Here is an 18,178-nt window from a genome sequence, read left to right on the forward strand (position 1 = left end):
AAAGCCAAACCACAGAAGTATGCGACGAGAAAACCTAGTAAAAACAATGCCAGTCAGGCTTAACTGACTGGCATTAGTGCCAGGCACGCCCTCTTTTTTCGCAGACTTGCACAGACGGGTGGCCAACGCCTAGCCGTAGCGGGCCAGGGTGAGCCCCTCGTCGCTGATATCCGGGGTATTGCCCGAGATGAGATCGCTGAGCAACTGGCCCGATCCTGCCGCCATGGTCCAGCCCAGGGTACCGTGGCCGGTATTGAGCCAGAGCCCGGGGATGGGGCTTGGGCCGACCAGGGGTGTGCCGTCCGGCGTCATGGGGCGTAGCCCGGCCCAGAAGGTGGCCTGCTCCAGATTTCCCCCCTGGGGGAAGAGATCCCTCACCACCATGGCCAGGGTATCGTGGCGTCTGGGGTTGAGCGCCAGGTTGAAGCCCGAGAGTTCGGCCATGCCGCCCACCCGGATCCGTTCGTCGAAGCGGGTGATTGCGACCTTGTAGGTCTCGTCCAGCACAGTGCTGCGCGGGGCGCCCTCGGCATCCGTCATCGGCAGGGTGAGGGAGTACCCCTTGACCGGGTAGACGGGGAGCTCAATTCCGAGGGGGCGCAGGAAGCCGGTGCCATAACTGCCGAGGGCACAGACGATGGCGTCGGCCTGGAAGCGCTGCTCGCCGGCACGGACCGCCACGGCGCGTCCCTTCGCGATCTCGACCTCGTCGATGGCGCAGTTGAAGACGAAGCTCACCCCGAGCTTGCGGGCCTCGTCCGCCAGGGCCTGGGTGAAGCGGAAACAGTCACCGGTTTCATCTCCCGGCAGGCGCAGGCCCCCCACCACCTTGCCACGCACCCTTGCCAGGGCGGGCTCGACCTCCTCGCAGCCGTCGGCATTCAGAGACTGATAGGGGACGCCGTACTCCTCGAGCACGGCGATATCGCGCTGGCTGGCATCGAGCTGGGCCTGACTGCGAAACAGTTGCAGGGTGCCGAGCTGGCGCCCTTCGTAGTCGAGCGCCAGCTCGCCCCGCAACTGCTTCATGCAGTCGCGGCTGTATTCGGCCAGCCGTACCATGCGCCCCTTGTTGACCGCATAGGCCGCCGGCGTGCAGTTGGCGAACATCTTCAGCATCCAGCGCAGCTGGAAGGGGTCCGAGGTGGGCCGCACCGTGAAGGGGGCGTGCTTTTGCAGCAGCCATTTGGCGGCCTTGAGGGGAATGCCGGGGGCAGCCCAGGGGGAAGCATAACCCGGGGAGATCTGACCCGCGTTGGCATGGCTGGTTTCAAGGGCCACCCCGTCACGCCGCTCCAGCAGGGTCACTTTGTGACCGGCCTTGGCCAGATACCAGGCGCTGGTCACACCGACCACGCCACCACCGAGTACCACTATGTCCATCTTGTCTCTCCTTGACTGGGGCCTCCACCTTAATCAGCCGCCACAGGATATTCAACTGGTGTCGATGTCATTGGTGGTTATCGCTATTCACATTTTGTTAACTGGTTCTAAATGTTGTCATTTGCTCACTTTCTGGCATGAAATCCGGTCGATTCAGAGCCGCTCCAGGTGGAGCAGATGATGCTCTGCTGTCGTCAGGATGGCTTGCTGCTGTTCTGTGGTTTGGCCATCCCAGTTGGCATAGGGCAGGGCGAGGCGAGGGTTGTTGCCAAGTTTGTCCCGGTTGCGCCAAAGAAAGTGCCAATAGAGGCTGTTGAAGGGGCAGCTGTCCGGCCCGCTGCGGGCCTTCACCTGATAGTGACACCCCTTGCAGTAGTGGCCCATCCGCTCGAGATAGACGCCGCTGCTGGCGTAGGGCTTGCTGCCCATCAGGCCGCCATCGGCAAACTGGCTCATGCCGCGGGTGTTGGGCAGCTCCACCCACTCGATGGCGTCCACATAGATGCCCAGATACCAGGCATCCACCTCGTCAGGGTGGATCCCCGCCAGCAGGGCGAAGTTGCCGGTCACCATCAGCCGCTGGATATGGTGGGCATAGGCGTGCTCCAGAGACTGTCGAATGGCGTGACGCACGCAGGCCATGCTGGTTTCTCCATTCCAGAAAAAACCGGGCAGGGGTCGCTCGGCCCCGAGAAAGTTGGTGCGCCGATACTCGGGCATCTTTTCCCAGTAGAGGGCGCGGACAAACTCGCGCCAGCCGAGGATCTGGCGGATGAACCCCTCCACCTGCGCCAGGGAAATGGTGGCCTGATTGGCCTGCCAGTGAGCTTGCGCGGTGCGGATCACCTCGAGGGGATGGAGCATCTTGCTGTTCATGGAAAACGACAAGCGGCTGTGGAACAGGCTCCAGCCCCGCTCGCTCAGGGCGTCCTGATAGCGGCCGAAGTGGGGCAGGCAGTGTGCAAGGAAGTGTTCAAGCAGTGCGCGGCTCTGGCGCCGGGTGACGGGCCAGGGCAGGGCGTCGGCATCGGCACTGCCAATGGTGGCGACGCCGTGGCGGGTCAGCATGGCATCGATGTCGCTCACCTCGTTGGCAAAGGTGAGGGGCGCCGGGATGGGTTGGCTCGCCGGCAATTTGGCGCGATTCTCGGCATCGAAGTTCCAGCGCCCCCCAAGGGGCTGGCCGCGTTCATCGAGCAACACCCGGTACTGCTTTCGCAGGGCGCGGTAGAAGAACTCCATCCGGCTGTGGGGGTAGCGTCGCCAGCCATCGCGGGGGGTGAGAAAATGTTCGCTGTCCACCTCAGCGGTCGGGATGGCCAGGCCTGCCGCCCAGTGCGCCAGCTGGCTTGCAAGGCGCCACTCGTCCGGGCTCTGCCAGGCGAAGCGCTCGGCCTGATACGCTTCGAGCTGGGCCGCCAGCAAGCTCGGCAAATCGGGCCAGGGGGCGCTCTCATCGAGAGTCAGGTAGCAGACCCGGTGGCCCGCCTTGGTGAGGGCGGCGGCGAAGGCGCGCATGGCGGCAAAGAAGGCGAGCCCCTTCTGGCGATGGTGGCGGCAGTAGTCCGTCTCCTGGCGCAGCTCCGCCATCAGGTAGCAGACAGCGGCATCCTGCGTGCGAAACCAACTGTGACCCGCGTTCAGTTGATCCCCGAGAATGAGGCGCAGCTCCATCAGGGGTGCTCCTTCCGACGACGGCAGCGTTCGCTGCAATAGCGCACTTCCTGCCAGCAGCGGGCCCACTTGCGCCGCCAGGCAAAAGGACGCAGGCAGACGGGACAGATCTTCTCGGGTAGATGGGGTTTGAGGTGCATGTGGCGGCCCTGTTGATGCCCTTGGTTTCTCTCTGCCTCCTTAACGAAGCACCATACGGTCGGGATCACTGGGAGAGCAGAAAGAGGCAATAGGGGGGGATTGCCACTCATGAAAAAGGCCCCCGAACCTGCCGGTTCGGGGGCCCTTGTTCTCGTAGCCGTTACTGGCTGCTGAAGAGCCTGGGCTGGGGAGTGGACTGCGCCGTCAGGGTCATGCGGCCCGAGGTTTCCAGCCAGCTCTTGATCTTTCTGGCATCGGCGACCCGTTCATCCGTGGTGTTGGCGTGAAGCAGCACAATGACCACGGGCTCGTTGTTGACCCGGGTTCCCATCACCAGGCAGCGCCCCGCCTCGCGGATATAACCGGTCTTGGAGACCAGAATGGGCCAGCTTCCTTCCCGTACCAGGCGGTTGGAGTTGAGGTAGTGCAGCTGGCGCTTGCCGTTGCGTACCAGACGCTGCTCGGAGGCGGTGTACTGGCGGATCAGCGGGTAGGTGGATGCGGCAGCAGCCAGTTTGGCGAGATCGTGTGCGGTGGAGACGTTGCGGGGGTTGAGCCCGGTGCTGTCGGCGAAATGAGTGCTCCACATGCCGAGCATGCGGGCCTTGGCATTCATTGCCTCGATAAAGGCTTTGCGACCACCCGGGTAGTGCCGTCCCAATGCGGAGGCGGCGCGATTTTCAGAGGACATCAGGGCGATGTGCAGCATGTCGGCGCGACTCAGACGCGAGCCCACCGCGAGGCGCGACCCGGTGCCCTTGAGTCTGTCCACGTCATCCATGGTGACGGTGAGGGTCTCGTTGAGGCGCTGATTGCCATCCAGTACCACCAGCGCTGTCATCAGCTTGGTGATGGAGGCGATGGACATCACCCGGTTGGCGTTGCGCTCTGCCAGGGTCTCGCCGGTTTTCGGGTTGACGACCACGTAGGCATCGGATCTCAGCGGTAGGTTGCTGCGGGGTTCGAGCAGGCTGTTGGTGGAAGAAGAGGTCGCAGAAAACGGGTTGGCATGGGCGCTTTCCATGCTGGCGGGAAGGAGGAAGGCGCCGAGCAGCAAGGGAAGAAAAGGACGAAGGTTCATGATTTGACTCTACTACGACTCACAGGGACATTTGGCTAAGTTATATGACGGTAATTGACGCTTCACAACGTCTGGTGGCCGGATATTTCCATTTTATGGGCCAGCGCACCTTGAAATCCCCCGCATCGGGGCTATTGGGCCCGCAAAAGGGAGTCATAGAAGCCTGTCAGGCCATGCCAGACACGCCACTACGGGGGCGCACTATATGCTGGCGAGGGGCGAGATGACGACTCTTTTTGCACCTTTCGGCGCCTTGGGATGATGAAAAGGTTGTTCATGGCGACCATGGCGATAAAAACGGCGCCCGGCAGGGAAGATGGCCCGCTGCATTATCGCCGTTTTGCCCCGCGTCATCCTCCCATCATCCGCGCGGTCTGAATGGCCTGGATCAACGCGGCCCGATTGATGCGGGGGCGCTCCTCGTCCAGCAACTGCTGCCAGAGGGCGATGGCCTGGGAGTAGCGACCGTGCAGGAAGTGATCGGAGGCGAGCAGCATCAGGGCGCTCACCTCGCCTTTGTCCTGCTTGAGGGCGCTCTCCAGCAGGCGGGTTGCCTCGGGAGTCAGCTGCTGGCCCGCCTGATAGTAGAGCACGGTAGCCTGTGCGGCCTGGGTCGCAGCGCTGGCGCCCCCTTCTTGCAGGGCGAGACGCTGGTAGGCGAGCAGGGCGTTGTCGTACTCGTCCCGATAGAGATAGAGCTGGCCGAGCGCCGCCCAGCCGTCGAGATCGGCGGGGTTGGCTTGCAGGCGCTGGTGCAAGGCGCCCAGCTCCTTGTCCTGCAGATCCCGCGGGCTCAATCCCGCCAGCGGATCGGGGCGCGACTGATAAGCCAGCCACGCCTGATAGCGGCCGGTGCCAGCATAAATACCGGCCATCAGCGCCAGCAGCAGGCCCCCAAGCAGTATCCAGGTGCGCAGCCAGAGCTGCGGACGAGCGGTGCGATCTCTTACCAGCCGCTCGCGCAGGGCCTGCTCGGCGGTTGGGGTGGCGTTGGCGAGGCGGGCCAGCTCCAGCTCCCGGTAGAGGCGGCTGTGGGGGGCAAGCCCCGCCTGCTGCTCGGCCATGATCAGCCGGTTCAGTTCGGCCCTGGGGTCGTGGGCGAGCACCCCCTCGGCTCTGTCGCCGACAAGCGGCACCCGCGCCGGTTGCCGGCGATGCAGGCTCCTGCGCAGGCGATTGAGGGCCAGCAACAGCAAGAGGGCGGGGCCGCCCCACAGCAGCGCCGTGCTGCGCTTGAAGGGGGGATCGTAGCGCACGAAGTCGCCGAAGCGCTCCGTCATGCGGGCGATCACCTGCTCATCAGACTGCCCCTCGTCCACCCAGCGGTAGACTTCGAGCCGCAGATCCCGGGCGATGGGGGAGTTGGACTCCACCAGGTTCTGGTTCTGGCACTGGGGGCAGCGCAGGGCGCGGGCCAGCTCCTGAGCGCGGGTCTGCCGCTCGGGGTGGCGAAACTCATAGGTGTCGACCCCGCTGGCAAGGGCCCCGAGGCTCAAGGCCAGCAAGAGCGGCGCGATCAGGGCGTGGCCGAGACGGCTCATGGCTTGCTCTCCTGCACTTGTTTCTCTACTTCTCTTTCCACTTCGGGCTGGCTAGCGGTGTTGCTGCGGGCCTCGGCAAGTAGAGGGGCAAACTGGCGTTGCCAGATCTCCCGGGTGAGCAGGCCGGTATGACGGGTCAACAGGGTGCCGTCGCCGGCGAAGAGATAGGTCTCCGGCGTGCCGTAGACGCCTAGCTCCAGTGCGAGTCGGCCGTCGGGGTCGGCCAGCACGGCGCGATAGGGGTTACCCGCCTCGGTGAGCCAGGCGCGGGCGGGGTCTCCCTTGTCTCGGTAGTTGAGGCCATAGAGGGGCACGGCGCTGGCCAGCTCACCCAGCAGCGAATGCTCGGCGCGGCAGTTGGGGCACCAGCTGGACCAGACGTTGAGCACAAAGGGCTCCCCCTTGAGTGCCGCGGTGTGGATGGGGGCGCCGCCAAACAGATCGTCACTCTGCCAGGCGGGCAGGGTACGCCCTGCGACGGCCTCATCCTGGCTGTAGGGGTTGTTGCCAAGGCCGAGACAGAGCAGGGCACCGAGCCCCAGGGTGAGCACGAGCGGCACGAACAGGCGCAGACGGGCGTTCATAAGGACTCCTGTTCAAGCCGAGGGGAGGGGGCGGTCGCTGGCGCAGGATGGTTAGCCAGCAGCGGTCGGCGGGCGAGCAGGCGCAGGGCGCCGCCCGTCATCATCAACAGGCCGCCGAGCCAGATCCAGCGCACCAGCGGCTTGTAGTGAAGCCGCATGGCATAGGCGCCGGGTCCCATCTTCTCGCCAAGCACCACGTAGAGATCGCCAAACAGCCCCCACGCGATGCCGGGCTCGTTCATGTTCATGGTGCGCACGCTGTAGTGACGCCGCTCCGGGGTGAGCCGCGCCACCTCTTTACCGTCCTTGTGCACGCTAAGCGTGATGCGCTGGGCGGTGTAGTTGGGGCCGATGATCGGCTCGCTCCCCTCATAGCGAAACTCGAAGGCGCCGAGCCGATAGGGCTGGCCTGCGGCGAGTACCGCGCCCCCCTCCTGACTGTGGTAACTCACCTGCGCAATGCCGAGGGCGCACACCGCCACCCCGAGGTGGGCCAGCAGGCTGCCGAACCGATTGAGGGTGAGCTCGCGCAGGGCGACCGGTTGCAAGAGCGGGAGCAGCAGGCTGGCCATCAGCCAGAGGCTCAGCACGTTGGCCGCAAGCCCCAGCCAGCTTGCCCGCAGCGGCTCGGGATAGGCTAGGCTCAGCAAGGCGCCCCCCAGCAGGCCGAACAGGCATGGGAGCAGCACCTTGATGCGGCGCTGGGCTGCCAGATGCTGCCAGCGAAGGCGCGGCAGTTGGGTCATGAGCGCCATCAGGCAGAGGGCCAGCGGCACGAAGATGGTATTGAAATAGGGGGCGCCCACCGAGAGTGAACCCAGATGGAGCGACTGGAACACCATGGGGTAGAAGGTGCCGAGCAGCACGCTGGCGCAGGCCACGCAAAGCAGCAGGATGGCGGCGCCGAGCAGTCCCTCTTTTGACTGCAAGCCAAAGCGGGCATAGGGGGCGCGAATGTCCGCCCGCAGGGCAAACAGGGTGAGGGCGCAGGTCAATAGCAAGCCGAGCAGCAACAAGAGGGTGAGGCCGCGGCTGGGGTCCACCGCAAAGGCGTGTACCGAGGTGAGCACCCCGGAGCGCACCACGAAGGTACCGAGCAGGCTTAAGGCAAAGGTAAAGATGGAGAGCAGCAACACGGCGTGGCCGTAAGCGCCGCGCTTCTCGCACACCACCAGGGCATGCAGCAGGGCGGTGCCGAGCAGCCAGGGCAAGAGGGAGGCGTTTTCTACCGGATCCCAGAACCACCAGCCGCCCCAGCCGAGCTCGTAATAGGCCCACCAGGAGCCCAGCACGATGCCAGCGGTGAGAAAGACCCAGGAGCCGAGCGCCCAGGGGCGGCTCCAGTGGGCCACGGCGCCATCGAGCCGACCCGAGTGCAGCGCCGCCATGGCGAAGGCGAAGTTGACCGCAAAGCCGACGTAACCGAGATAGAGCAGGGGCGGGTGGATGATGAGGCCGATATCCTGCAGCATGGGGTTGAGATCGCGCCCCTCCAGCGGCCCCGGGAACTGGCGGTCAAACGGGCTGGAGAAGATCAGGGTATAGAGGCCGAACAGCCCGACGATCAGCCCCATGATGGCCAATACCCGAGTTGTGATCAGCGGATCGACCCGTTTTGAACAAATCGCCACCAGAGCGCCCCACAGCCCCAGCGCAAAGACGAAGAACAGCATGGAGCCCTCGTGGCCGCCCCACACGGCTGCCAGCTTGAAGCCAAGGGGCAGGGCGCTGTTGGCGTGCTGGGCCACATAGACCAGGGTGAAATCATCCTGGCCAAAACAACTGGCGAGCAGCAGCAGGGCGGCCAACAACAGGAGCGCGACTAGGATGGCCAGCGGTGTTGCGCAGCCCAGCAGCGGGCGTGAGGCGAGCCGCAATCCCAGCCAGGGCAGCAGCCCTTGCAGCAGGGCGAGCCCGGTCGCCAGCAACAGTGAGAGATAGCCGAGCTCCGCCAGCACACAACCTCCAGTCAATCATTAGTCTATGTTATGCCGCAGCGTCTGCACCGTACCGGCGCTGGGGGATAACATCCACATTCCTGGCAACAACCAATCGCAACAACTCATCGCCACAAACAAGCGCCAGTCACCCGAAGGGCGGCTGGCGCTTATCCCCAGCTTTCAATAACCGGTTCACTATCCGTCGCGAGAGGTTGTCAGCAAGGTAAAGAGCAGCGCAGGAACCGGAGTGTATGTGAATACATGAGGATTCCGAGCAGCACATGAGCCTTGATCACGGCCTCGCAGCAGGAGCGTGAACCGGTTTTTAAACTACCGTCATCTGGCCGGCATAGAGCACGAAGTAGCGCAGCAGCAGGATCCCCACCAGGGTCAGGCTGCAGACCAGCACCAGATAGCCGTTTCTGGCCCGCAGCGGCGCGGGGGCCAGCAGGGCCAGCAACTGGGGCAGCAGCATGCCGATGCCCACCACCCCGAGCCAGAACACCTGAGCCCAGAAGCCGCTGCCGATGGCGGCCCACATGGCTGCCTCCTTCTGGCCGCCACCGAAGTAGAGGCCGGTAAAGAAGCAGACCAGCAGCAACACCTCCACCGCCAGCACCGGCCGCTCGAAGCGGTGGACAAAGCTCACTCCCTGGCTGTGATGGTTCTCCTTGAACAGGGTGACCGCCAGCAAGATGGTGGAGGCGATGCCGGAGCTGACGCCGGAGATGAGGAACAGCACCGGCAGCACCGGGTTGTTCAACAGCGGATAGGTCTTGAGCGCGGAGAGCAGAAAGCCGGTGTAGGCCCCCAAGAGCACGGCAAGCAGCAGCAAGAGCGGCGCCAGCAGCCGCTCGATGCGGGCAAGCCAAGCGATGAGATTATCCACAAAGGCGAACTTCTCTTGCAGCAGGTGACTGCGCAAGGTCTCGATCTCGGCCCGAAACACCACTGCCAGCCAGGCGAACAGCACCGCCATGTAGACCTGGAACAGCATGACCCCCATCGACATCACGGAGTCGAACTGGTAGTGGAACATCAGCTTCCAGAAGGTCCAGGGGCGGGCCAGGTGGAAGATGAGGATCAGTAACCCCAGCACCACGCTCACCGGCGCCAGAATGGCAGTCGCCTTGATGATGCCGCTCTCGCTGCCGGCTCCCTTGCGGCGCAGCAGCACCGAGAGGGTGGTGGCCCCGGCGGAGATGCCGAGCAGGAACAGGTAGATGGCTATGGGCCAGTCCCACACCAGCGAGGGGAAGTGAAATGCATCATGCAACATGATCCATTCCTCCTTCTGTTACTGCGGTAGATGGCGATCGGACAAATCCCCACACAAGGGAAGGGAAGTGAAATGCCTCTTGCATCGTCATGACTTTATCTCCCCTTTGGGCACGCGGTACATCTTGGGCGAAGTGCCGAGTGCCTGCTTGTAGCGATAGGTGGTCTCCTTTACCAGCCGTTTGGCGATGGGGCTGTCCGGGTCATCCAGATTGCCGAACACCAGCGCCTTGGTGGGGCAGGATTCCACGCACGCCGGCTCCTTGCCCGCCGCCAGGTTGGTCTTGCGGCAAAAGTCGCACTTGTCGGCCACCTTGGTCACAGGGTTGATAAAGCGCACCTGATAGGGGCAGGCAGCCAGACAGTACATGCAGCCAACGCAGAGATCCGGGTTGACGTCGACGATGCCATCCTCCTTGCGGATATGGGAGGCACCGGTGGGGCAGACGTGTACGCAGGGGGCGTTGTCGCAGTGCTGGCAGGACTTGCGAAAGAAGTGGTACTCGGCATCGGGGAAGGTGCCGATGGGGCCGGAGCGGATGATCTCGAGGCGCGAGACCCCCTCTGGCACCTGATTCACCTCCCGGCAGGCATCCATGCAGGCGGTACAGCCGATGCAGGCCGTCTCGTCGTGGAGCATGCCAAAGCGGACCCCGTCGATGGTCTGGCTGTGGGCGAGGGGGGTAGCAAGGGAGCGAGTCGGCCCTGTCATCATGATGAGGGCCCCCGCGCTCATCCCCGCCATGAAGTGACGGCGAGAGCAGCTCATGGTACCTCCTTGCCCGAGGTGGTGTTCGCCTTGGCCGCCTTGACGGCCTCATGCTGCTTGCTGTGGCAGTCGACGCAGAGCTTGATGCGGGACTTCTCCGGAATAGCCACCATGGGCTCCTTGGCCGGGTGCAGCTGGTGGCAGCTGGTGCAGGTGAGCTTGGTGGCGTGCACGTCGTGGGCCCAGAGCGCCTCGCGCAGCACTTTGGGCTCGTGACAGCTCATGCAGACCCCGTTCTGCTCGGCGATGGGGTAGCGCTCGGTACTCTGTTTGTCATTGAAGCTGTCGCTAAAGCGCATCACGTCCTTGACCCCTTCCCGGTGTTGGGGGGAGGGTTGACCGTGGCAGTTGGTGCAGGTTACCGGCGCCAAGTTGTTGGGGTTGGTCGCCTGGCCGTGCTTGCCGTGCATGCCTTCGACCTGCTCCTTGTGGCAGTCGGTGCAGGCCTTGTCGGCACTGCGCAGAAATTCCACTTCATGTGTAGTAGGTGCCGGGGCGGTTGCCGCATCGGCCGCCTGGCCCTGCAGGCTGGTCAGCAGCATGGCTGCCATCAGCATCAGTCGTAAGAAATCCATTGTTAAATCACCCATAGGAAGCCTCCATCCGGCTGCGGGCCCGACACTGCGGGCCCGCATGCCTCGTCATTGTGCGAGCCGTCCGGCCGCTTTGGCCTCGGCATCCCAGGCGGGGACTGTGGTCTTGAGGAACTGGGCCTTGTCGCTGTTCATCTGCTTCATGTCCATCCCAAGAGCGGCCTGGGCCTTCTCCTTGCTGGAGATGTCAGGAATGGCGATCTCGTGGCTGATCCCCTTGGCGGCCAGCAGGCGTGCCAGCTTGGTGCGGGCGTCGGCGGCCTTGTCCAGGGCGGTTCCCAGCATGCGCAGCGCCACTTCCGGGGCGTGCATCTGCACCCCGTGGGAGGCGATGGAGAAGTCCCAGCGCCATTGGGCGTGACGGATATCCTGCAGAATGTCCTTCATCTCGGCCTCGGTGGCACCGGCATCCCAGGCGGCCTTGGCTTCAAAGTGGGCGTGCACCAGCTGCTTCTCGACTTTGAGCTTGATTTCGGTGACGGCGTCCTTGCGCTGCTTGACCACCCCTTGCAGCATCTCCTTGCTCTGGGTGTGGCAGTTGCGGCAGGTCTGGTCGAAGCGATCGAAGGGGTTGCCTACCTTGTGGTCGGTGTAGACCTTGCCTTGCTCGTTCTGCACCTTGGGCATGTGGCAGTCGACGCAGGCGACGTTGTTCTGGCCGTGAATGCCGGCGCGCCAGGTCTCGTACTCCGGATGCTGGGCTTTGAGCATGGGGGTCTTGGAGAGGGCATGGGTCCAGTCGGCAAAGCCAATCTCGTCGTAATACTCTTCCATCTGCTCAACAGTCGTACCCTTGTCCCAGGGGAATTTCACCGCCTTGGTGGGGCCGCTGAAGTAGTACTCCACGTGGCACTGGCCGCACACCTGAGACTGCTGATCGAAGCGTCCCTGCTCCTTGAACGGCTTGCCGATGGCGGTCATGGCCCGGTCGGCATAGGGACGGGAGAGGTGCAGGGCGGGTTTCCCTTCCTTGAACTCTTTCGAGGCGGTGTCGTGGCAGTCGGCGCAGCCGATGGTGTTGACGATCTCCGGTCCGCCTTTTGCCCACATGCCCTTGAAGTAGCCATCCTCACCCTTCTCGTCGATGACGCGGGCCACGTCCGGGCCTTTGCAGCTCCAGCAGGCCATGGGCAGCGGACCGTCTTCGGCAGTCTTGGGGGCGCCGGTACGCAGGGTTTCCCGCACGTCGGTCAGCGCATAGAAGTGGCCGCGCGGCTTGTTGTAATCCTTGGAGAAGGGGTAGCCGGCCCAGAGCACCACCATCTGCGGATCTTCCGCCAGGGCGTCGGTGCGCTCGCGGCTCTCGCTGGTGCCTTTCCAGCTGGTGAACTGATCGGTGTGATCCTTGGCGAACAGCTCGCTGCGCGCCTCGATCTTGCCCTTGCTTTGTGCCTCGTCGGTCGCCTGTGCCAGACTGCCAGCGCCCAGCAGGGCGGTCAGCAGCAGGGCGGCGAGGCCCAGCCTGGTCTGTCTGTTGTGTGAACTCACGATCATCACTCCCAAATCGATCTCATTGCCAAGCCTGACCGTTCCATCCTGGATGTGGGCATCAGCCCCCGCACTAGGCAGGAGCAGGCAGGCCGATTAATTGTTATTAGTGAATAAAACCCATGTATTTATGCGATTGCTCGAGCTGGATATTACCAAATGGGTAAAACGAATGATGATTTATCGGGAGCGGGATTGCGCTAGATCAATTGGCGGAGCCGGCAACAAGCGGAAATGAGATCCCGGTTAAATTATGAGGAAACTCAACTTATTGCACCATTGTTAACGCTGTTGTCTGGCGACAGTGGGCTCAGTTGCCCGCCAGCCCGCGTCCGGCAAGGAAATGTGCGTCAAATGGCGCGAGCTGTATTCATTTAGGGATAGAAAATTTCTAATGTATATATATGCATTATTAACTTTAGGGGCGGGAGTCATTATAATCCCCTTATTGCCGGATTCAATCAGAGGATTGTCCATGGATACCATGGCCTATTCGAACGATGATCCAGTAAAAAGAGCCGGCGCTTGCCGCAATGCTGTTCAGATAAGCACTTTTTTGACTGATTATTCATAAATTGGATTTGAGTTGAGGGGGCAAGGCTGTGTCCAGTCGATCTTCCTCCAGCCTTTATCCAGCGGGGCTTGCAATAGAAAGAGGGAGGCATCATGCCTCCCTCGATTTTTTGTCCTGATACTACGTGGACTGGAACTCAAATTCTCTTAAGTGAACAGCATTGCGGCGCTTGCCGGCTCTTTTTCCATCTGGTGTTTGCTTGTCGGCCTCTTTGCCGAGCGGGCCGTCTGGCCTAGCGTGGCAAGGGGATCAAGCCAGGGCCTGGGCCAGCAGGTGGATGGGGTGTTCGCAGCGGAACGCTGTGCTCATCTCGATCTGCCATTTGCAGGTTTCGCAGTCGGTGATGACCAGATCGGGCTTGAGCCGGTTTATCTGATCAAACAGCCCCTCGCCGATGGCCTGGCTGGTCTGGTAGTTCTCCGACTTGAAGCCGTAGGTACCGGCGATGCCGCAGCACTGGGAGTCCAGCACCGTCACCTTGACCCCTGGGATGGCGCGCAGCAGCTCCAGGGTATAGATGACCCCCCCCATCTTCTCCATGTGGCAGGGGGTGTGGTAGGCGATGTGCAGATTGAGCGGCTTCATCGCCGGCTTGTTGCCCTGGTAGAACTCGTTCCACAGGAAGCGGGTCACCAGCGAGATGCGATCGCGCACCTTGTGGTTGTCCTGCTCCAGCAGGTGGGGGTATTCGTCGCGCAGGGTGAAGCCGCAGGTGGAGGAGGTGGCTAGTAGCGGCATCTCGTTGCCGAGCAGGGTGTTCTCCAGCTGCTGGATGTTGAAGGCCGCCTGCTGCTTGGCCTTGTCCATGAAGCCGTTGGCAATCAGCGGCACGCCGCAGCACTTCTCCCGCTCCAGCAGCTGGACGCCGATGTTCATGGCGTTGAGCACCTGCACCAGCTCCTTGCCAAGTTGCGGGTGGTTGTAGTTGACGTAGCAGCCGTGGAAGTAGGCAATTTGGCGCGTAAAGCGGGCCTGACTCGCTTTCTGCTTTTTGTACCAGCCGCGGAAGGTGCCCTGGGAGTATTTGGGCAGGTCGCGGTGGGAGGAGACCCCCAGCGCCTTGTCCAGCACCAGCTTCATCGGCTTGAGGCCGGTGGTGAAGTTGACCACCGGGGCCATCAGGGTGGACATGCTGCCCATCAGGTCGGTGTGGGAGAGCACGAACTCGCGGATCCCCGGTTTGAAGCCGCTGTACTGGTGTTTGGCCTTGGCGATGATGTCGCCGATGCGCACCCCGCTCGGGCAGGCCACTTCGCAGCGCTTGCAGTTGGTGCAGTACTTGAGGGCGCTGTCAAAGAGCTCCGGGCTCTTGATGCGCAGCCGCTCCCCATCCGGGCCCGCCTGCTTGGGGCCTGGGTAGGCCGGGTTGGCCTTGGCCACCGGGCAGTAGGCGGTACAGACGGTGCATTTGATGCACTGATCGAAGGTTTGGTTGGCATGATCCAGTAGCATGTCAGTTCTCCTCCCGTTGGGTGTGAAGGCACGGGATATGGGACAAAATCGTCATTGGGCTGAACTCAAAATATGACCGGCAGCCTGCCAGCCGGTGGCAACGGCCACGCCTGAGCCTGACCCTTCTTTTATGGGGTCATAGTGCGCCAGCACGCTACCGGCGCCGTAGAGGTTGACGAGCGGTTTGCCGCCACGCAGCACTCTGAGCTTGTCGTCGGTCTTGACCCCGAAACCCATGAAGGGGTGGTGGTCGAACAGGCGGCGGCCGGCCCAGGCGTCGCGCTCGGGCAGGCTCAGCACGTCGGCGTTGAAGATGGGCTCACGAATGCCGCGCAGGCGCGACTCCAGCCCGCGGCTGAAGAAGCTGCCGGAGGCGAGTACAAAGTTATCCGCTTCAAAGAGTTGATCGTCGCCATTCTGGCTGTGCACGCCGATGACCCGATCGCCGTCGTAACGGGCGCCCAGCACCCGCTCGCTGGTGAGGAAGGTGCCGCCAAGGGCCATGAAGCGGCGCTTGAGGGCCTCCTGCATCCGCATGCCAATAAGCGACGGCGGCATGGTGGCAACCTCCTTGATGATGCAGCCGGTGCGCTGCTCCAGCTCCGTCAGGCGCGGGCCGACCAGCCCCAGCGACAGGCAGGCGGGCAGCACCAGGTGGCGGCAGCGCGGCTCACCGCTCTCCTGCACCATGCGGCTGATCTCGCGGGCTAGATCCGTCAGCAGGTCATGCTGGCCATTGCCCTGCTTGTCAAACAGGCGGGCGATGTCGGCGGAGCGAAACTCGTGGGGATTGCGGCTGAACTCGGCCAGCTGGGGCAGCCGAATTTCCCCGGTCAGGATGCGGCAGTGGGCGAAGCGCGCGTGGGTCGCGAGATTCGCTGCCGCGAGCTCGGGGTGAAAGTCGCGAAATCCCTCCAGGGTGGCCAGCAGGATGGCGTCGGGGGCCGGTGCATCGGTCACGCAGGCGCAGGTGTCGGGGGAGAGCCAGGTGGCTTTGAGGGTGCCGATGGGGGTCAGCCGCTGGTGGTTGCGCTCCTGGCGAAACAGCGGCAAGCCCTGGGCGGCGCAGTGGCGTTGCAGATCATCGAGGCTCGCCGCGATATGGGCCAGCCCCACCTTGCTGTAGGGATGCTCGGGGTTGGCGGCCATAAAGGCGGGCAGGGCGGCGCGGGGATCTCCCTCGCTCTCCAGCAGATCCACCGAGCCGGAGGAGAAGTGCAGGGCGCTCTGGCCGGAGGCCATCAGCAGGGTCTTCTGGCCGGCCTCGGCCAGGCGCAGGGCCGCGGAGAGGCCCGCCATGCCGCCGCCGATAGCGATGCTGTCAAATTTCATGGCTGCGCTCCTTGGTGGGATTGGCGGTGCTGGCGTCTTGCGGGAAGGGGGGCTCGGCCACCAGGTGGGGGGCCGTCCACTCGCCAAGGCCGAACAGCCCCTCGTAGATCCAGTAGGTAAATTCGGCTTCGCGCAGGGCATCGCCCCACAGCACGGGGCGGGTGCCCTTGTAGCGCTCCTCCAGAAACTGGCGCAGCATGACGCAAGCCTGGCGGCCGTCGGCCTTGCCGTACTCCTGCATCAGGCCGGCGGCGCGATAGGCGCACAGCTCCCCCTGACAGGGTCCCATGCCCAGACGAGTGCGGCGGCGCAGATCCACCAGGTTGTCCACATCCAGCTCGCGCAGGGCGTATTCGATTTCACCTGCGGTCACCATCTCGCATTCGCAGATGAGGGCGTTGGCCTTGGGATTGTCGCGGAAAAAGGCGATGACCCGCTCGCCGTGACGGTACTGGGCCGAGCCTTCAGCCGGGACCGAGAGACCGGGGGCGGAGACCTTCTCCGGATCCCGCGAGCCGGGCAGGCTCAGTTCAGCGGTGCGGCACGGTTTGCTGTTGCCAAGCTTCTTGGCAAGCAAGTCGGTGGCCCATTCTGCCATCAGCCGGTAGGTCATCAGCTTGCCGCCGGTGATGGTGTTGAAGCCCTTGAGCCCGTCGCGCTCGGCGTGATCCAGCAGCACTATGCCACGGCTGATGTTGCGGCCGGACTCGTCGCCATCCACCGCCACCAGCGGGCGAACCCCGGCATAGGCGCGCAGCAATCGGGTGCGGGCCATGATGGGGGCCAGTTTTATCCCTTCGCGCAGCAGCACTTCCACCTCTTCAGGCTCGACGGTGAGCTGGTCAATCTTGTGGTAATCGATGCGACTCGAGGTGGTGCCGATGAGGGAGATGGTATCGCCCGGCACCAGGATGTCCGCGTCCGCCGGTTTGCGGGCGCGGTTGAGCACCAGCTGGTTGATGCGGTAATCCATGATGAGCAGGGAGCCCTTGGCCGGGAACATGCGGATGCCGAGATCGGCGTACTCGCAGATCTGCTGGCCCCAGATGCCGGCGGCGTTGATCACCTCCTGGCACTCCACCTCGAACGCTTCGCCGGTGCGGGTGTTGATCGCCTTGACCCCGTGCACTCTGTCTTGGGTGCGCAGCAGCCCCAGCACCTTGCTGTGGGTGAAGATGCGGGCGCCGTGCTCCTTGGCATCCAGCACGTTGGCGGCAGCCAGACGGAAGGGGTCGACCGTGCCGTCCGGCACCTGAATGGCGCCGATCAGCGCCGGGTTGACGTTGGGTTCAAGGCGCAGCGCCTCGGCGGGATCCAGCTGGCGGGCGTCGATGCCCGCCAGGGCGCAGGCGTCCATGAAGGTATTTTGAAAATGGATGTCATCTTCCGGCAGGGTGATGAAGAGGCCGCCGGTGTCCTCGACACAGTGGCTGGCGATCCGCTTGAGGATGCGGTTCTCCTGAATGCATTCGCGGGCGGACTCCTGATCCGTCACCGCGTAGCGGGCGCCGGAGTGAAGCAGGCCATGGTTGCGGCCCGTGGTGCCGGCGGCGACGTCGTCCCGCTCAAGCAGGATGCAGTCGATGCCGCGCAGTGCGCAATCGCGCATGATGCCGGCGCCGGTGGCGCCACCCCCTATGATGACGACTTGTGTGGTGATTCTTTTCATTCTTGCCCGTCTCATCTCTTCCAGATAAGGCCAGTGTGGCGCCTTCACGACGTAAAATGTTTGATATGGGCCAAATTAATGTTCGTAAACGCTCATTAAGTGTGAGGCGATGAGCGAAATGTGATGAACCTCACGTCACCGTCGAGGCGGGCAGGGGAAAGCATGACGGGAGGGGAGAAGGCCAGCCCGGGGGCTGGCCAGAGGGCGGCGTGGGGGAAACCTCAGCCGCAGCACTTCTTGAACTTCTTGCCGCTGCCACAGGGGCAGGGGTCGTTTCGCCCCACCCGCAGCGGCGCCGGATCCTGCTCGCCGTCGGTGTAGACCCAGCGCCCCTGATGGCGCACGAAGCGGGATCGCTCATGGAGGCAGTGACGTTCGTCCCCTTCCAGGAACCAGGCCTTGAATTCCACCATGCCGAGGGTGTCATCGGGGCCGCCCTGGCTGGTGAGGATCTCGAGGCCATCCCAGCGGGTGTCGGTCGATGAGAGGTCGGCCGCGGTCAGCCCGTTCAGATAGTCCGGGTGCCAGCTGTGTACCAGATATTCTCCCAATCCCAGCACGAAGGCGCTGTAGCGGGATCGCATCAGCTGCTCCGGGGTGGCGGCGGGCTGACCTGCGTGGAGTACACCGCAGCACTTGGCAAGAAAAAGAGAGGAACCGCAAGGACATAGGTTCATGA

Annotated in this window: 15 protein-coding genes; all 15 read right to left on the reverse strand. The window is 63.4% G+C overall.

Going from position 1 to position 18,178, the window contains the following annotated elements; all coding sequences use genetic code 11:
- Positions 1-129: 129 nt before the first annotated feature.
- Entirely contained in the window at positions 130-1,383 is a 1,254-nt protein-coding gene (locus PG892_RS15165; protein ID WP_052815444.1) for a D-amino acid dehydrogenase, read from the reverse strand.
- Between the two features lie 153 nt (positions 1,384-1,536).
- On the reverse strand, positions 1,537-3,057 hold the full coding sequence (locus PG892_RS15170) for a cryptochrome/photolyase family protein (RefSeq protein WP_270825554.1): 1,521 nt from the start codon (positions 3,055-3,057) through the stop codon (positions 1,537-1,539).
- Positions 3,057-3,197 (reverse strand): DUF2256 domain-containing protein, encoded by a 141-nt coding sequence (locus PG892_RS15175; RefSeq protein WP_080768040.1) that lies wholly within the window; start codon positions 3,195-3,197, stop codon positions 3,057-3,059. Before PG892_RS15175 ends, PG892_RS15170 begins: the two co-directional genes overlap by 1 nt.
- A 161-nt stretch (positions 3,198-3,358) precedes the next feature.
- Positions 3,359-4,279: a serine hydrolase gene (locus PG892_RS15180; protein WP_270825555.1), complete on the reverse strand. Its 921-nt coding sequence runs from the start codon at positions 4,277-4,279 to the stop codon at positions 3,359-3,361.
- A gap of 350 nt (positions 4,280-4,629) precedes the next feature.
- Positions 4,630-5,820, reverse strand: a complete 1,191-nt coding sequence (nrfF, locus tag PG892_RS15185) for a heme lyase NrfEFG subunit NrfF (RefSeq protein ID WP_052815442.1) — start codon at positions 5,818-5,820, stop codon at positions 4,630-4,632.
- Positions 5,817-6,404, reverse strand: coding sequence for a DsbE family thiol:disulfide interchange protein (locus PG892_RS15190; RefSeq protein ID WP_052815441.1), 588 nt, complete (start codon positions 6,402-6,404; stop codon positions 5,817-5,819). The genes nrfF and PG892_RS15190 overlap by 4 nt, the downstream gene beginning before the upstream one ends.
- Positions 6,401-8,362: a heme lyase NrfEFG subunit NrfE gene (gene nrfE / locus PG892_RS15195; RefSeq protein ID WP_270825556.1), complete on the reverse strand. Its 1,962-nt coding sequence runs from the start codon at positions 8,360-8,362 to the stop codon at positions 6,401-6,403. The genes PG892_RS15190 and nrfE overlap by 4 nt, the downstream gene beginning before the upstream one ends.
- Before the next feature lie 307 nt (positions 8,363-8,669).
- Entirely contained in the window at positions 8,670-9,623 is a 954-nt protein-coding gene (nrfD, locus tag PG892_RS15200) for a cytochrome c nitrite reductase subunit NrfD (protein WP_123059448.1), read from the reverse strand.
- Positions 9,624-9,710: 87 nt separating this feature from the next.
- Positions 9,711-10,391 carry a 4Fe-4S dicluster domain-containing protein gene (locus PG892_RS15205; protein ID WP_039041283.1) on the reverse strand — a complete coding sequence of 227 codons (681 nt, stop codon included), beginning with the start codon at positions 10,389-10,391 and terminating at the stop codon, positions 9,711-9,713.
- A complete protein-coding gene (nrfB, locus tag PG892_RS15210; protein WP_041211523.1) occupies positions 10,388-10,981 on the reverse strand; it encodes a cytochrome c nitrite reductase pentaheme subunit in 594 nt (197 codons plus the stop codon). Before nrfB ends, PG892_RS15205 begins: the two co-directional genes overlap by 4 nt.
- 51 nt (positions 10,982-11,032) lie before the next feature.
- Positions 11,033-12,478, reverse strand: coding sequence for an ammonia-forming nitrite reductase cytochrome c552 subunit (gene nrfA / locus PG892_RS15215; protein WP_270825557.1), 1,446 nt, complete (start codon positions 12,476-12,478; stop codon positions 11,033-11,035).
- Positions 12,479-13,295: 817 nt separating this feature from the next.
- Positions 13,296-14,498, reverse strand: coding sequence for an anaerobic glycerol-3-phosphate dehydrogenase subunit GlpC (gene glpC, locus PG892_RS15220; protein ID WP_052815435.1), 1,203 nt, complete (start codon positions 14,496-14,498; stop codon positions 13,296-13,298).
- 51 nt (positions 14,499-14,549) lie between these two features.
- Positions 14,550-15,830 (reverse strand): glycerol-3-phosphate dehydrogenase subunit GlpB, encoded by a 1,281-nt coding sequence (glpB, locus tag PG892_RS15225; RefSeq protein WP_052815434.1) that lies wholly within the window; start codon positions 15,828-15,830, stop codon positions 14,550-14,552.
- Complete coding sequence (gene glpA / locus PG892_RS15230) at positions 15,820-17,499, reverse strand: anaerobic glycerol-3-phosphate dehydrogenase subunit A (RefSeq protein ID WP_052815433.1); 1,680 nt, start codon at positions 17,497-17,499, stop codon at positions 15,820-15,822. The genes glpB and glpA overlap by 11 nt, the downstream gene beginning before the upstream one ends.
- 221 nt (positions 17,500-17,720) lie before the next feature.
- Positions 17,721-18,176 (reverse strand): YchJ family protein, encoded by a 456-nt coding sequence (locus tag PG892_RS15235; RefSeq protein WP_080989954.1) that lies wholly within the window; start codon positions 18,174-18,176, stop codon positions 17,721-17,723.
- Between the last annotated feature and the right edge of the window lie 2 nt (positions 18,177-18,178).

This window comes from Aeromonas sp. QDB68 (assembly GCF_027707405.1).
GTDB classification, from domain to species: Bacteria; Pseudomonadota; Gammaproteobacteria; order Enterobacterales; family Aeromonadaceae; genus Aeromonas; species Aeromonas caviae.